The organism is Telmatospirillum siberiense (assembly GCF_002845745.1).
Taxonomy (GTDB): domain Bacteria; phylum Pseudomonadota; class Alphaproteobacteria; order Rhodospirillales; family Magnetospirillaceae; genus Telmatospirillum; species Telmatospirillum siberiense.
In genome coordinates this window covers 1-14,175 of sequence record NZ_PIUM01000063.1, presented here as the reverse complement: position 1 = coordinate 14,175, position 14,175 = coordinate 1, and the positions used below count along the sequence as shown (strand labels likewise).

At 63.4% G+C, this 14,175-nt stretch carries 13 protein-coding genes and 1 pseudogene; all 14 read left to right on the top strand.

Going from position 1 to position 14,175, the window contains the following annotated elements; all coding sequences use genetic code 11:
- Positions 1–39 precede the first annotated feature (39 nt).
- Positions 40–282, top strand: a pseudogene (locus CWS72_RS27000) (TcpQ domain-containing protein); the annotation flags it as partial.
- Positions 279–1,883: a secretin N-terminal domain-containing protein gene (locus CWS72_RS26995; RefSeq protein WP_101253774.1), complete on the top strand. Its 1,605-nt coding sequence runs from the start codon at positions 279–281 to the stop codon at positions 1,881–1,883. The pseudogene CWS72_RS27000 and the gene CWS72_RS26995, both read left to right, overlap by 4 nt.
- A complete protein-coding gene (gene pilO2 / locus CWS72_RS26990; RefSeq protein WP_101253773.1) occupies positions 1,880–3,094 on the top strand; it encodes a type 4b pilus protein PilO2 in 1,215 nt (404 codons plus the stop codon). The genes CWS72_RS26995 and pilO2 overlap by 4 nt, the downstream gene beginning before the upstream one ends.
- Positions 3,084–3,917 carry a hypothetical protein gene (locus tag CWS72_RS26985; protein WP_146002908.1) on the top strand — a complete coding sequence of 278 codons (834 nt, stop codon included), beginning with the start codon at positions 3,084–3,086 and terminating at the stop codon, positions 3,915–3,917. Before pilO2 ends, CWS72_RS26985 begins: the two co-directional genes overlap by 11 nt.
- A complete protein-coding gene (locus CWS72_RS26980; protein ID WP_101253771.1) occupies positions 3,917–5,491 on the top strand; it encodes an ATPase, T2SS/T4P/T4SS family in 1,575 nt (524 codons plus the stop codon). Before CWS72_RS26985 ends, CWS72_RS26980 begins: the two co-directional genes overlap by 1 nt.
- Positions 5,476–6,606 carry a type II secretion system F family protein gene (locus CWS72_RS26975; protein ID WP_101253770.1) on the top strand — a complete coding sequence of 377 codons (1,131 nt, stop codon included), beginning with the start codon at positions 5,476–5,478 and terminating at the stop codon, positions 6,604–6,606. The genes CWS72_RS26980 and CWS72_RS26975 overlap by 16 nt, the downstream gene beginning before the upstream one ends.
- Before the next feature lie 51 nt (positions 6,607–6,657).
- The gene (locus CWS72_RS26970; RefSeq protein ID WP_158240844.1) at positions 6,658–7,197 is read left to right on the top strand and encodes a type 4 pilus major pilin; all 540 of its coding nucleotides are present in this window, start codon (positions 6,658–6,660) and stop codon (positions 7,195–7,197) included.
- 10 nt (positions 7,198–7,207) lie between these two features.
- Entirely contained in the window at positions 7,208–8,158 is a 951-nt protein-coding gene (locus CWS72_RS26965) for an ATPase, T2SS/T4P/T4SS family (protein ID WP_158240843.1), read from the top strand.
- Positions 8,158–8,694 carry a hypothetical protein gene (locus CWS72_RS26960; RefSeq protein WP_146002906.1) on the top strand — a complete coding sequence of 179 codons (537 nt, stop codon included), beginning with the start codon at positions 8,158–8,160 and terminating at the stop codon, positions 8,692–8,694. Before CWS72_RS26965 ends, CWS72_RS26960 begins: the two co-directional genes overlap by 1 nt.
- 12 nt (positions 8,695–8,706) lie before the next feature.
- Positions 8,707–10,383 carry a shufflon system plasmid conjugative transfer pilus tip adhesin PilV gene (pilV, locus tag CWS72_RS26955; RefSeq protein WP_101253766.1) on the top strand — a complete coding sequence of 559 codons (1,677 nt, stop codon included), beginning with the start codon at positions 8,707–8,709 and terminating at the stop codon, positions 10,381–10,383.
- 11 nt (positions 10,384–10,394) lie between these two features.
- The gene (locus tag CWS72_RS26950; RefSeq protein ID WP_158240842.1) at positions 10,395–11,165 is read left to right on the top strand and encodes a DsbA family protein; all 771 of its coding nucleotides are present in this window, start codon (positions 10,395–10,397) and stop codon (positions 11,163–11,165) included.
- Positions 11,166–11,341: 176 nt separating this feature from the next.
- Positions 11,342–12,472 carry a hypothetical protein gene (locus CWS72_RS26945; RefSeq protein WP_101253764.1) on the top strand — a complete coding sequence of 377 codons (1,131 nt, stop codon included), beginning with the start codon at positions 11,342–11,344 and terminating at the stop codon, positions 12,470–12,472.
- A 930-nt stretch (positions 12,473–13,402) separates the two neighbouring features.
- A complete protein-coding gene (locus tag CWS72_RS26935; protein ID WP_101253762.1) occupies positions 13,403–13,972 on the top strand; it encodes a DotD/TraH family lipoprotein in 570 nt (189 codons plus the stop codon).
- Positions 13,969–14,148: a hypothetical protein gene (locus CWS72_RS26930; protein WP_101253761.1), complete on the top strand. Its 180-nt coding sequence runs from the start codon at positions 13,969–13,971 to the stop codon at positions 14,146–14,148. The genes CWS72_RS26935 and CWS72_RS26930 overlap by 4 nt, the downstream gene beginning before the upstream one ends.
- Positions 14,149–14,175: the final 27 nt, after the last annotated feature.

The window sequence follows — 14,175 nt, the reverse complement described above, 5'->3', positions numbered from 1 at the left end:
AGCGTCAGATGTGTATAAGAGACAGACCGCTGGCATGCCGACAAGGGGGACAATCTGGCCAACGTGGTGCGCAACTGGGGCCAAAGCATCGGGATCAGCCCGGTGGTGCACGGCGACTATAGCTACCCGATGGAAGCACCGATCACCATCGACGGCGACTTCGTCGAGGCGGTTTCCCAATTGACCGAGGCCTTTTCCACAGCCGAACCTCGGCCGCTGGTCGACTTCTGGATCGATGGCGAGAATTTCGCCGTCGAATTGACCCTGGGGGGACGCCAGTGACGAGACTCCGCCCCGCCGTCGCCGCCCTGTTGACGCTGCTGCCGTTGCTGACAGGCTGCCCGGCCACCGAAACCTTCCAACGCACCAAGCAGGGCGTACAGCAGAACGCGCAGGAGAATGACCGGAAGGCCGAGGAGGCGAAAAACAACGACACCATCGCCGCCGGCCAGGTCCGGATGCATAACCGGGCATTCGCCGGCGGCCATGCGGTGGTCAATGTGCATGGCGCGCCCCTTCCGCCCTCGGCCGACCATTTTACGCTGAACAGCAAGGGCATCCCCCTGGAAATACGCGACATCGGAACGGAAGTCAGCGCCCAGATCCGTCTGCCGGTCGACGTCATCGACGACACGCCGCAAGGCGGCGCCCCCGCCAACGACGCTGGAAAATGCCGGATGGCCCCCGCCTTCGACGGCCATGTGACGACGTTCCTCGATGCGCTGGCGACCTGGTGCGACCTGACGTGGACCTACCGCGACGGACGGTTGCGTCTGCAGCAGTATGAAACGGCGACCTACAGCTTTTACGCGGAACCGAGCGCCGCCACCGTCAAGACCGCCATGGAATCGTCGGGCACCGCGCCCACCACCAATTCCGGCTCATCCAGTTCGTCTTCTTCCTCGTCTTCGTCGAGCGGGGCCTCGTCCGGACAATCGATGGACCAGAACACGTCGATCTCGACCGATCTCAAGACCTGGGACGAACTGAAGAAGATCCTGGGTGTCGTCGTCAAGCCGGGCACAGTGGAAATCTCGCCGGCCACTCGGACCGTCGTCGTCGTGGCCAAGCACTCCGCCCAGATCGCGGCGAAAAACCTGATCACCGAGATCAACCGCCGTCAGGTCCGTCAGGTGACCTTCGCTGTATCCATTCTCGAGGTCACCACCAGCGAGGCGGTCGATCTCGGCATGAGCCTGGCCGCCGCCGTCGGTGACATGCACGACAAATACAAGCTCACGCTTTCCTCTCCGTCATCGTTGAGCATGACCGGCGCGGGAGCGCTGGCGCTCACCGTCGAGAATAAATCCGGCAGCGGCTCGCCGGCCTCGACGATCAGTCTTCTGCAGACCCTGGGCAACGTGTCGACCAAACAGAATGTGACGGTGACGACCCTCAACGGTCGCCCGGTCCCGGTGATGGTCGCAAGGCAACTCGGTTACATCGCCAATACGCAGATTCAGCAAGCCACCAGCCTGACCAGCAGTTCCACGGTCACCGTGCAACAGGCGACGCTGACTCTCGGGTTGACCATGCAGTTGATGCCCGTGGTGCTCGATGACGGACAGATCCTCCTGCAATACGGCTTCGGCCTCTCATCCCTCAATGCTCTGACGTCGGTCACCGAGGGGGACACGACGGTCCAGACGCCCGATATCAACGTCCGCTCGTCCCTGCAGCAAGCGATCCTGTCTTCGGGCGACTCGCTGATCCTGCTAGGGTTTCAACAAGACGGACTGAACCAGCAGGACCAGGGGCTGCCGGGATTGACCGACAGTCTCGCCGGCGTGGTGGGCGGCAGCAAAACCGTCTCCAACAACAAAAGCTCGCTGGTCATCATCATTACGCCCCAGTTGCGCCGCAACGGAGTTTCAGGCGAATGAGCACGATCGCCCTCGGTTCCACGCTGCTGGCCACCGGCCTGTTCTGGCAGACGGGCGGTTCGGGCGCGGCGGAGGCCAAGCAACGCGCCAGAAAGCTGGCCGAGGCGTCGCTCGGCAGCGCCTCCGAAGGCGGCGCCAACCGTGGCGTATGGACGTTCATCTGCATCCGGGACACGACTCCCAGTCAGTTCGGCCTTTCGGACGACACCCTGAATCACAAGCCGGGCATGGCCTCGGCGGCGGCAATTCTGGCAGACGCCATTCCGGGAAGCTGGGCCGGCATCTTCGCGGTGCCGGAAGGCTGGTACTATGCCGAAACCCGGCGCGGCTACATCCAGCCGGACGGCGACCATCTCTATCCCGCCGACAGGATGGACGATGCCCGACAGGCCATCGAAATGGCCTTGCGCGAAGGACGATGCGAAACATTCTTCGCCCCGGCCGACTTCGGGATCGCCAATGCCGAAGAAAAGAAATTTTCGGACATCGCCCATCTGCCAAGGCGTTCGTTCCTCGCCCCGAACCGGCTGCAACCTCTCGCCGGAAAATTCCCGATTCGCTGGCAATATGCCGCGGCCGTGGCGCTTTTCGGCGGATGCGCGACCGCCGCGTGGCAGCTCTGGCCACAGGTCTTTTCGCCGCCGGCACCAGCCGTTCAGATGACCATGCCCTGGGAATCGCGACAGTCGGGCATTTCGGTGATCCAGCAATGCGGCACGGCGATTCTGTCCTATCCGGATCTTCCCGGATTCGGCTTCCGGCATGCCGAATGCCAGGAAGGCAGGGTCTCCTACACCTATGCGCCATTCGCCCAGTCGGCCATGCGCTGGCTGATGCTGATGGCCCCTCCGAAAGATTGCACAGTGCGGGCCGATACGGGAAAGGAGGCGGTCGCCACCTGCGCCCTCCCGGCCGGCGCCCCCAGGATCGGCCGGCTGAAGCCGCTCAATCAGGACGAGGCGCGACGGGCCATCTGGCAAGCCACCGGCGGCCTGGGACTCGAGGTGAAACTGTCTCTGACGCCACCCCCGCCTCCGTCCAACGGGCCGCCGCCGAGCCCATTCCGCGTAATGGACTTGACGGTAAGCGGCCCGCTTCCGCCGGTCGACCTGATCCGTGGTCTGATGACGGTGCCGACCCTTACCGTCGAAACGATGAGTTTCACAACTCCGAGGAGTTGGTCGCTCAAAGGGAGAGTTTATGTCCGCTGAGACCGAATGCGCCCCGCGAATGTCGCGGCCGGCCCTGACTGCGGCCATCGCCCTGGTCGCCGTCCTGCCCCTGTCGCCATCCTGGGCCGACGCGCCCCCTCCCCCGGCGCTGACGGGCCCGGCCGCGGCGCCATTCGGCCAACCCCAGCCCGCCGGTCAGTCGTCGGCGGCATCTGCGGTCGCGCCTCCGGCCGCGGAAACACAGGCTTCATCGCCGACGCCCGCCTCACGTCCATCCGCCATCAGGCCGATGGAGCTCCCGGCGTCCCTTCCGGACAATTTCCAGCAGTTGGATAAGGCCGAGCAATTACGCCTTCTCCAGGAACAACTGGATGTCTACGAGCTTTACAATCTGTTGGCTCAGAAGCGGAAGAGCATCCTTGAGAATATGGGCTTCGGCACCGCTACCGCGGCGCCGGCCGCCGCCCTGCCATCGCCCCCGGTCAATACCGGCACGACCGCGCCATCGCCCAATAGAAGTTCCGGAGATATTGGATCCAAGCTCAATCTGGCCTTTTTCTCGGGTGGAACGGGCTTCGGACCACAACCGACCGTCCAGCGGATCCACGTCAAGAGCGGACAGCGGGTGGCCGAGATCCAGATCCCCAACATGGGGGTGAGAAGCGTTCACCGGGGCTCGGAACTTCCCGATGGCCGCCATGTCGTGGACATCACCGCCGAGGACGTCATCGTCGCCGACCCCGGACAGGATGGAAAGACGGTTGCGCTCGGCGCACAGGCGGGGACACCGCCCATGGCGTCCGCGCCCCCCACCTTTACCGGCGGCCAGGTTCCTACGAATCGGCAAGGGCATACCCCGTGATGGTCCCGGCGACACAGGTTGCCGGATCGGCCCCGCCGCCGAACGAAAAGGCGGACGATCTGTTGACCGCCGTCAACGGCGTCCTGGGAGACGTCTGTTCCGACCAGGTCCGCGACCGCATCGCCATTTTCGCTTCTGGGCAATGCATGATGGTGGCCAATGCCGACAACCACCCCGAGGTGATGTCGGTATTAGGCCTCGCCAAGCGGCTGGGTTATCCCATGCGCCGGCCGCAGATCGTCGATCATGGCACCCTGAAGGGGGTCTATCACGCCAGCGGCAGCGCCGCCGCCAATATGGTCCCGCTTCGGACCAGCGAGACCAAACGAGCCGAATCGACCGATGGGCATCAACAATTGAAGGCCGACGCCTATCAATTGCTGCAGCGTGCGGTGGCCATGCGGGGCGTGAGCGACGTCATCGTCAAATGCGAGTCCGAATACGCCCGTGTCTACGCCCTGGTCGACGGTTTTCAGCTGCCGCTGATCAAGAACGACTGGTCGCCCCAGTATGGCCAGCGCTTCTTGCGAGCCATCTATGCCTGGGCCGGCGTCGAGGGCGTCGCCGAGCGCGGCTGGAAACAGGGTGCCCATCAGGTCGGACAGATCTCCAAGGGCCTGCCGGCGGGTCTCGATTCGGTGCGTCTGCAAATGCTTGCCTCAGCCTTCGACGGCAAGGAGTTGATCATGCGGTTGATGCCGCGTCCGGCCAACGGACGGGTTCTGTTGCCGGCGCTGGGATTCGACGAGGCGCAGATCGCGCAATTCAGCGGCATCATCGCCATGTCGGACGGCGTCGTCATCGTCACCGGACCGACGGGCACCGGCAAGACCACCACCCTGCATGGCCTGCTGTCGCACTCGCTTGATCTTTTCGAGGGCGACCGCTGGATCACCGTCGAGGACCCGGTCGAGATCCGCCTGCGTCACCCCAATGTCACCCAGGTCGACGTGGTCAAGAACGCCGATAACGAGGATACGGACCAGGCCTACAACGACGCTCTGATCGCCACGCTGCGCTCGGCCCCGAGGCGCCTGCTGTTCGGCGAAATCCGTTCGAATGCCTCGGCCCAGATCGCCATGCGCGCGGCGCTGACCGGTCACGCCGTCCTGACCACGCTGCATACCGAAGGCGCGCTGGGCGCCGTGGCCCGCCTGCTCGACATGGGCATCTCACCGGCGTTGCTGCAGGACCAGAATGTCATCCGGGGTATCTCCTCGCAGCGGTTGCTGCGCAAGCTGTGCTCCTGCGCCATCGATATCACACGCGACCAGTGGGCGGGTTTCTGCCCGTCATGGCTCGACAGCATCTTCGTCGAGCGCGGCAAGGTTCGCGTCCCCAATCCGCATCCGTGCGGCCATTGCCGCGCAGGATACGAGATCGGCCGCAAGGTGATCACCGAGATCATGCAGCCCGACGAAGAGATGCTGTCCCTGCTGATCGGCGGGTTCCGGCAGAAAGCCAAGACTCACTGGAAATCGCTTGGCGGGCGGCCGATGGGCGAACAGGCCATCGTCGGCGTGTTCGACGGACGCTTCGATCCGAAGGAGGTCATGCGTTGCATCAACCTCTGACGATCCGACTGCCGGCCGCAAGGCTGCTTTCGACGATCCTGGCGCCGGTCAGGACGCTTTTCGGCGATGAAACCGCGGCCTTGAAGCGCCGGATCAAACGCGACCATCGCTGGCGGCTCAACTTCTACCGGACGCTGGCCGCGCGCTATCGGACCAACCAAAGCTTCCTGCACACGGTCCGGCGCCTGGCGGAACGGGGGGGGAATCGCCACCCCAGGGCGCCGACCACCCGCATTCTGTCCTCATGGGCCCTGCGCCTGGAACAGGAAGGCGAATTGCTGCACGAGGTGCTGGCCGGCTGGGTGCCGCCGGACGAGCAATTGATCGTCGCCGCGTCCCAGGACGATACCGGGGTCGACCGAGCCGCCTGGCTGGTCGAGAAAAAACTAAACCTGAGCAGCACGGCGCGGACGGCCCTGCTCTATCCCGCCCTGCTGGTCTGCGGCCTGTTCGCCATGCTGTTCATCATCGGCACCAAGGTCCTGCCCATCATCATCTCGATCCAGACCGCCGAAGGCAAGGCGCCGCCCCTGCTGCTGGCCGCCGTGGCCACCCAGGCCTGGCTTTTCCCATTCCCGCTGATCGCGGCCTATCTGGCCATCAGACTTTCCCTGCCACGCTGGATCGGCGACCGCCGCGTCTGGCTCGACCTGCATATGTGGCCATGGACTCAATGGCGCCGCCGCCAGGGAGTGACCTTCCTGCTGGCCTATTCGGCGATGTGGGGCAGCGGCATGACGGACGTCGTCGCCCTGAACGCCATCGCCAAGGGGGCCGCCCCCTGGCTGCGCCAGCGCGTCCAGGCCATCGCCTATTGGGTGGGCGAAGGACGCCCCCTCGGCGAGGCCATGGATCAAGCGGGGTTCGGCTTTCCCGATCCCGACACCATCGAGGACATCGGCGATCTGGATACCACGCCCGACCAGATGGCCGACCATCTGGGGCTGCTGGCCGAGGAAACGTCGAAGGCCATCGAAGAGGAAATGCGCACCATCACCATGATCCTGGGCCTGGGAACCATGGGGGCGACGGCCCTGGCCGTGGCGATGATCGGTCTGTCCATGGCCGGAATGTTCGATTTTTCCGCCAGCATGGGAATGGCAGGCGGACGCTGATCCGGGACGACGTCCCGGACCGCAATGGGATCAACCAGGTGGAGACGAAAGATGATGATCGAGTCGCAAACCCAATTCCGGCGCTGGCGCAAACAGCGAGGCCTGTTCGGTGGCGCGGGGGAACAGCAGATGGTTCTCGCTTCGGCCGCGGTGATCGTCGCCACGGTGGTCGCCATCGCCTATGGCATGCTGGGACGCAGCAAGGCCGAGGCCGAGTTCCAACTGGTCGACGGCCTTGTTAACAGCTTCCGCGACGTCTATGCCGGAGAGGCCTACGGAACGGCCGCGGCGATGATCACCGCGATCACCCACGCCAACCGGCTTGGCGCCGCGAAAGTCCTGACAACGACGACCCTCTCCAATAACTACAGCGGCTCCATCACCCCCACCTCATCCGGGACAAGTTTCCAACTCACCGACACGAACATCCCTTACGCGGATTGCATCACCATCTTACGGCACGTCCCAACCAGCGGTTACACGTCTGTGCAGGTTGGATCGACCACGTTGACGCCTCCCGTCACTTTGGACGATGCGACGAACAGCTGCGCCTCGGGAGCCGTCAATACCATCATCTTCACCGCGCAGTGAGGACGCTGAGTTGGACGGAAGCAAGGACATCCTGGAGCACGCCTGGTGCGACCTATGGATCATCACCACGCCCTTGGGTGCGCAAGGGAGATTGAAGATGACGCCGGCGGCGCCATTGCAGGAGATCGCCTATGGCGGCATGGTGATCGATCTGCATCGGCGGCTGATGGCCGAACGGCACGAACGGCAGAGCTTTCTCGTCGAATGGAACGGAACCGCCTGCCGGGTCAAATGGTTCCGTTCGGGACGCTTCAACGACAACGAAACCTTTGTCGTCCGCCGTCTTCCCTCGAAGGTGCCGGACTTCACCACCCTTGACTATCCCCCGCCGGTAGCCAGCCGGCTGATCGACTGCGGCAGGGGGCAGGGCGGCATGGTGATGTTCACCGGGCGGGTGGCCTCCGGCAAGACCTGTTCGGCCTCGGCGCTCTTCTGCCATTGGCTGAAAGTCTTCGAGGCCGGCGGGGTGACCATCGAGGATCCCCCCGAACTGCCGATGGAGGGGCAGTGGGGGGGCGGCTATTGCTGGCAGCGCGACCTGCCGGAGAATCGTCTGGGCGAAGGCGTCATGGACGCCATGCGCATGGGCATGCGTTATATCTATGTGGGTGAGATCAGGACCCGCGATGCCGCCCGCGAGGCCATCGCCGCGGCGGCCACCGGGCATATGGTGGTGTGCTGTCTGCATGCCGGCGACATCGTCGACGCCATCCATCGCCTGATGCTGCTGGCCAACGCCGGAGCCGACGGCGAATCGGACGCCATGGCATCGATGATCGCGGAAGGGCTGCGCGCCGTCGTCCATCTGAACCCGACCTTCGTCGATGACCGGCCACCGGTGTTCCAGACGCGGGTCTTGTTCCATTCCGACAATGTCGCGGCCCTGATCCGCAGCCGGCGCCTCACCCATCTGCATGGCGAGGTACAAAGCCAGGCGGCCCGGCTGGGCAGGACGGGCTGATGTATTCCGGTCCAACCATCGTCTTGTTCTTCCTGGCCGCCCTGGCCATCGCCCCGTTGGTCTGGGTGTCCCATTATATCGGACCGCAGGGAAGTCCCGGGCGGCAGACCCAGGAAGCCCACGCCCTGGCCGAGGCCATGATGGTCCAGCAGCAGGCGGTGTTGACGGCCGTGCGCGCCAGCGAGATCGGCGCCGGCGCCGTATCGACCGCGAATATTCAGACACTGATGCCGGCGCCGTGGAGCCCCCCCTATCCGTCGGATGTCCAAACCGTCGTCGGCACCACGGCGGCCGCCAGCACCGTGGTCGTCACCTGGTACAAGGGCGCCCGGGTATCGACCGGCGCACTGATCACCGCCATGGCCGACGTCGCCGGCTATATCGGCCTTGACCAAGGATACCTCACCTACCCTCCCACGGTCGGCACCCTGAGCGCCGACGGGAATACCTTCAATTCCACAGGACAATCGGCGCTGACCTTCTCGGCCTCGTTGCAGACGGGCGGGATGCGGGCGGCGTTCGCCGAGATTAAATAGGAGCCGACAACCATGCTTGGCGGAATCTTCGAACTGATGCTCGGCGTCGCGGCGGGAACCATTCTGCTGGTCGCGCTTCTTCCCATGCAGGCAAACCTGAGGGAGTCGGCCCAGGGCGCGGTCGCCGCGTCCCAGATCCGGATGGTTCGCGATGCGGCGGCATCCTTCATCCAGAACAACTGGAGCAACATCTACGCCTGTTCGAGCTCGGTTCAGACGTTCACCCTGACCAATCTGGTCAGTGGCGGGACGACCGGTTGCGGGGCAAGTCTGAGCGGCGGGTTTCTGCCATCGACCATGAGCGGCGCCAGCGCCAATCCGTGGCGGCAGACCTACAATATCGTCGTCCGGAATTCGGGAACCGACCAGATGCAGGGGCTGGTGGTCACCGTGGGCGGCAATCAAATTCCAGCCGCGGTCCTGCCGTCCGTCGCCGCCTGGTCGGGGGAATACGGCGGCTATATTCCCTACGCCAACGACCCCCATACCGGCTGTGCCACCGGAACCTGCGCCGTCGGCGCCAGCGGGTTCTGGAGCGACACTCTGACGACCTATGGCGGAAGCATCGCCTCCGGCACCACCGCCAGCGGCCACTTGGCGGCGGGCCTTTTCTTCAACGGGGGACAGACCATCGCCCCCTATCTTTACCGCATCCAGGTCGCCGGCCATGCCGAGGCCAATGAGATGCAGACCAATATCGACATGAACGACTACGATCTCAACAACGTCAAGGCGATGAACGTCGAGGGGATCGACAAGAATATCGCCAATTCATCGGATGGCCTGGAGGCCAACCGGATGAACATGATCAACAATCTTTACAACGGCACCTACGTTAATCCGGTCTCGGGGTCGACGACCACCGGCCTGACCATCGGAAGATCCACCGACACCGCCGACACGCTGACGGTCGGCGTGACCTCCGGCGCCGGCGGCACCCCGACCGGCGCCTTGGCGGTCAACGGAACCGCCGCGATCACCGGCGACACCACAATCGGCGGAACGACGACGATGAAGGGCAACACGACCATCACCGGCACGACAAAGGTGACCGGCAACATGACCATCGACGGGACGACGGCGCTGGACGGCAATACCAGCGTTACCGGCACTACGACGCTGAATGGCCAGACCACCGTTTCCGGCGGCATGTATGCCGACGTTTTCTATCTGAGCTCCGACGAGAGGTTGAAATCCGACATCCGCCCGATCGAAGATCCGGTCGCCCTGATATCCCAATTGGCCGGCCGGCGTTTCAACTGGAAATCGGACGGTTCCGCCGATTTGGGTTTCATCGCCCAGGATGTCGAGAAAGTATTCCCCGAGGCGGTTTCCCGTTCGCCGAACGGCACCCTGGCGGTGAAATACACGGCCTTGGAAGCGCCACTGGTGGAAGCCGTGAAAGCCCTAGAAGGCAAGGTCGAGGACCTGGAACAACGGCTGGAACGCCAGAAAGAAACGACCAGCGCCACCGATTCCGTCAGCGGAACGGTCCGCTTCGCCAAACCGGTTTGCGCCGACGATTACACGACGTCCGCCGGTGAATCGCGCCCCCGGATCGAGGATGACGGCGATCTCCATGCCGTCACCGTCACCGCCCCCGTCTTCTACCGGCTGGACACATGCCCCGCCGACGCGATCCGCTTCCGCCGGATCTACGCGGCCAACTTTTCCTCCTCCCATCCATGAAGGACGCTTCAATGACCAGGACGTCGACCGTGATACTTCTGCTTTCCGCCGGAGTCGCCTCCACACTGACCGCCTGCAACGGATTGCCGAAGAACGACGAAACCGCCGAACGCCAGAGGCTCGACGGCGAAATACACGATTATCTGACCAGCCATCCGGAAATCCTGATGGAGATGTCCCAGGCCCTGCGCCAGAAACAACAGACCGAGGCCCAGGAAAAAGCCCACGCCGGCATCGCCCGGAATCACGCGGCCATTTTTGACGACGCCAGCGACCCCGTCGGCGGCAACCCCGCCGGCCAGGTGACCATCGTCGAATTCTTCGATGCCGAATGTCCGTTCTGCAAGCGCGTTTCCCCCGATCTCGAGCGGTTGACGCGTGAGAACAACGACGTCCGCATCGTCTTCAAGGAATTCCCCATCCTTGGCGCCGGATCGGTCACCGCCGCCCGCGCCGCGCTGGCCTCGATGAAACAGGGGAAATATGACGCCTTCCACCACGCTCTGATGGCCGACACCACGCCCGAACATCAGTTGGCCGAGCCCCATATCATGGACCTCGCCCGGTCGTCCGGCCTGGACGTCGAGCGGCTGAAACAGGACATGACGGCCCCGGACATCGAGGCGAAAATCGCCGCCAACAAGTCATTGGCGCAAACGCTGGGGATTACCGGAACCCCCGGCCTGATCATCGGCGACCGGCTGACGCCGGGCGCCATGCCTTATGACGCCATGGTTCAGGCGGTAGCGGCGGCTCGGTCCTCGGCTGCGGACCATCGCTGAGGTCGAAAACTCCAGAATCTGGCGCTTGTGCGGGAAGCAACATGATCGTTTCCCGCGCAAGCACCATGTCCGGGCCCCGACTTCCAGGATAGCTGGGATAAAAGCCATCTTGACAAAAAGGTGTTTTATATATCAAATTCACTTAATTTAAACTTGAGCAAGCCGGCTGAGGGGTGATGCTGATGCAATCCGCACATCGTCTGGAGATATCGCACCAGAAACGTGCCCTCCGTCACCACCTGATTGTCCTTGCCGCCTTGCTGATCGCCATGTTCAGCACCAGCGTACACGCGGACGACGATTCAGCCCCTGTCTCATCGACAATCACCAACGGCGTCCGGTATCCGGCCATTGCCGGGGGATCCAGCGCCTGGTTCGACTTCAGTCAAATCTGCAGGGTCATATCCGTCGCGTCCGGTTCGCCCTCCATCCCGGTCTTCATTCCCGGCTCGCAGCAACAATGGACCAGTTGGCTCGCCGCGATCTCGAACGGAAGCTACCAAGGACGAGTGGGGGTACAGGCCTGCTGTCGCCCCAACTCCGCCATCAGCCTTTCCAGATGTGGCGGCGCAGAAGGCAGTGTTACCCAATATGGTCATCTCGGCGACACGGCTACGACCAACGTCGCCTGCCCTTCCGGACAGACCGACAAGGTGACCTATACCTGCGCCACCGACAGCAGCGCCAACGGTGCGTCATGGCAAGATACCACGGAATGCCTCTCCAATGCCTCGATTGGGAGCTGCTCGGTCACCTGCGGCGGCGGAACACAAGCGGTCTACGATAGTTGCGGCAATCAGACCGGAACGCAGACCTGCAACACGCAAACCTGTTGCACGGCAAACGCTTCGGTCGGCGCCTGCTCCGCTTCCTGCGGTAGCGGCACGCAAGCCGTCTATGACAGTTGCGGCAACCAGACTGGAACGCAGAACTGCTCGGATTACAGCGGATGCGGCTATGCCTGGCTTATTTCGTGGGGAAGTTGCACGGCCTGTACGCCAAATGCCAGCGTGGGCAGTTGCTCGGTCACCTGCGGCGGCGGAACACAAGCGGTCTACGACAGTTGCGGCAATCAGACCGGAACACAAAGCTGTAACACGCAGGCATGCGCGGCACCGATCAACGGCCAATGCGGCTGCGATCCCACGTGGAACTGCCTGCCCGGCGGGTCCTGGTGCGCGGCCGGCACCGCGGCGAACTTCAACCTGCAGGCATGCGGTGGCACAGCAGGTAATTGGGACTGCGTGGGGTCCAACGGCGGCACCACGGCGAATTGCCACTACATGGAAGAACATTGCGGACAATAAAACTGGTATTCGGCCAGGCCAAGCCGAACAGTTTGACTTGAGAATCTGGCGGATGACAGGGGCATCCATCCATCAGACTCTCACCACTGGGGCTCACAACCAGGTAGGCGATCATGGCGCGACTTTATCAAGGCCGGCTTCGGGTATTATTCGCTTTGCTGAGCGGGCCTGTCCTGTTCTCCAGCCAGATGGGCTTGGCCGAGCGGGCTCTCGCCGACAGCTGCACAGGAACGGAAACCGGAACGCTTTCCTGTGTCCGTAGTGACGGCACCATCGTCGACAACAGTTATTGCTCAGGCATTACTCCACCCGCGACCAGCCAGAGTTGCCAGATCAGCGGCTGTTCCTCAACCCCACCCACGGATGGTGTGTGCGGAAAAGGACCTCTTAATATCCACATCTCCAATGGTGCGGCTATTTGCCCGTGTGATGCCGGAACACCCGGAAGCTGCTCCCCCAGTGGAAGTATGACAGATTCATCAGGAAGGACAGGCAGCTGCTATTTGGACTGGCAATGCTCCGGAATTAATGGTGGCAAATCGGTTTCTTGTAGCGCGGTAACGTACGATTCGGCGTGTAAATGATCCCGCGCCCCAGGGTCACGTGGCGGCATCGCTGAACGGCCCATTCATCGTTCACCGCTTTGCGCGAGCGGCACCTGGGGATGAAACCGCTGACGGGCTTCGGAACGAAATAATCGCTTTCGAAGCCCATGGGTTATAAGACCTCTCCGTTCCGCTCGCGGCGATATCAAGCGCCGTATGGCGACTTAGCCCGGATTTTTCACACTGGCGCGTTCTACGGCGCCAGTGTCTCGGAAAAATTCTTGACCCATCAAAAATGGTGTGCTGTATATTCAATATACTTTTTCTCGTACGCCAATTGCCGTGCGGAAGAAAAAGCCTCGGCAAATAGGAGCTTCGCACCCCGATGCGGCGGATAACAGGCCTGTTGACCAGCGGGTTCGTCATGTTCGTCAGCGCCTGCGCGGCCCCTACCCCGCCTCCCGCGCCACCGAAGGAAAGCGCGCTCGAGGAATCGGCCCGGAAGGTATCCGAGGCCATGGATCTGCTGGCCCGGACGCAGGCATCGGTCGAACAATCGAAACATGGCGTGCCCCCCGCCCTGCCCGAACCGACAGGGGACCTGGCGGTTTCGCTCAGCGTCGATTTCACCGGCCCCATGCTCGCCGTCGTCCGACAGGTGGCCGGGCGCCTGGGCTACGACGTGACGGAAATCGGCGCATCGCCGACGGTGCCGATCACCGTCGCCATCCATACCACGGGCCACCCCGCGCAAAACATCCTGCAGGACATCGCCGCCCAGGCGGGGGCGCAGGCCGACATCGTCGCCTCGCCCAGGCGCCGCGTCATCGAAATCCATTATTCCTCTGAGACGCCGCCGACCGGCACCATGGCTCCGGCCCAGTCCGTCCCCGGCTTCGGCCCCGGTTCGAACGCCCGGCCGACGCCGCTTGTTCCGCCAAGGCATCCGTCATGACCCAGACGCGCCTGCTCGCCATTCCAGTCCTGGGGGTCCTGGCCGCGCTCGCCGCCCCTTTCGCCCCGGCCGGCGCCGCCGAACCGACCCAGACCCTGGCCAACCAGCGCATCCTGCCGTCGGATCCGCCATCCCCCCCCGACTCGCCCCCGCCCCTGTCTCTTCTACACATCTAACGCTGCCGACGAATGAAAGGGTAGTAA

Coding starts and splice junctions, on each gene's coding strand:
- pilO2 (WP_101253773.1), top strand. CDS start 1,880: ATGAGCACGATCGCCCTCGGTTCCACGCTGCTGGCCACCGGCCTGTTC.
- CWS72_RS26985 (WP_146002908.1), top strand. CDS start 3,084: ATGTCCGCTGAGACCGAATGCGCCCCGCGAATGTCGCGGCCGGCCCTG.
- CWS72_RS26980 (WP_101253771.1), top strand. CDS start 3,917: ATGGTCCCGGCGACACAGGTTGCCGGATCGGCCCCGCCGCCGAACGAA.
- CWS72_RS26970 (WP_158240844.1), top strand. CDS start 6,658: ATGATGATCGAGTCGCAAACCCAATTCCGGCGCTGGCGCAAACAGCGA.
- CWS72_RS26960 (WP_146002906.1), top strand. CDS start 8,158: ATGTATTCCGGTCCAACCATCGTCTTGTTCTTCCTGGCCGCCCTGGCC.
- pilV (WP_101253766.1), top strand. CDS start 8,707: ATGCTTGGCGGAATCTTCGAACTGATGCTCGGCGTCGCGGCGGGAACC.
- CWS72_RS26950 (WP_158240842.1), top strand. CDS start 10,395: ATGACCAGGACGTCGACCGTGATACTTCTGCTTTCCGCCGGAGTCGCC.
- CWS72_RS26945 (WP_101253764.1), top strand. CDS start 11,342: ATGCTGATGCAATCCGCACATCGTCTGGAGATATCGCACCAGAAACGT.
- CWS72_RS26935 (WP_101253762.1), top strand. CDS start 13,403: ATGCGGCGGATAACAGGCCTGTTGACCAGCGGGTTCGTCATGTTCGTC.
- CWS72_RS26930 (WP_101253761.1), top strand. CDS start 13,969: ATGACCCAGACGCGCCTGCTCGCCATTCCAGTCCTGGGGGTCCTGGCC.